Annotated in this window: 1 protein-coding gene; it reads right to left on the bottom strand. The window is 61.2% G+C overall.

The annotated features are described in order from the left end of the window. Positions 1-611, bottom strand: a 611-nt coding sequence (locus AC1DQM_RS29880; RefSeq protein WP_477747267.1) for a DUF5801 repeats-in-toxin domain-containing protein, incomplete at both ends; no start/stop codon positions are given.

The following is a 611-nucleotide window of genomic DNA, read 5'->3' as shown; positions in this document are numbered from 1 at the left end:
GTCAGGGTTGGCTCCGTGCCAGTGGTGCTGATGCTCGGTCCGTCGTCCTTGAACACCAGGTTCTGTCCAATATTCAGGGTCGTATGAGCGCTGTCGCCATCCTTGTCGGTGATGGTTGCGGTCAGGGTCACCAGATTGTCCGAGGTCAGGCTCGTCGAATCATCCGGATTGGTCGGATCGGGATGCACCACGGCCCGTTGCTGGTCGAGGGTGACGTCGCCATTAGCCGCCACGCTGACGGTGAACACCAGCAGGTTAGTGGTGGCCGTGCGGCCTTCGACCACGGTGCCGTTGAGTGACAGGTTCACCGCTTCACCGGTGGCTGTATCCGTCAGTCCCGACGGGCCGGCAGTTACGCCCAACGCATAGGTCAGCGTACCCGCACCGTCGGCGCCAAACGCCGAGCTGAAGTTCGCTGCAAAGCTCTGGGTGGCGTCGGTGGTCAGTACCGTTTCGTCAACCGTCAGGGTTGGCTCCGTGCCAGTGGTGCTGATGCTCGGTCCGTCGTCCTTGAACACCAGGTTCTGTCCAATATTCAGGGTCGTATGAGCGCTGTCGCCATCCTTGTCGGTGATGGTTGCGGTCAGGGTCACCAGATTGTCCGAGGTCAG

It is taken from the genome of Pseudomonas sp. 01L34 (assembly GCF_056400265.1).
This window is presented reverse-complemented; position numbering and strand designations above follow the sequence as displayed.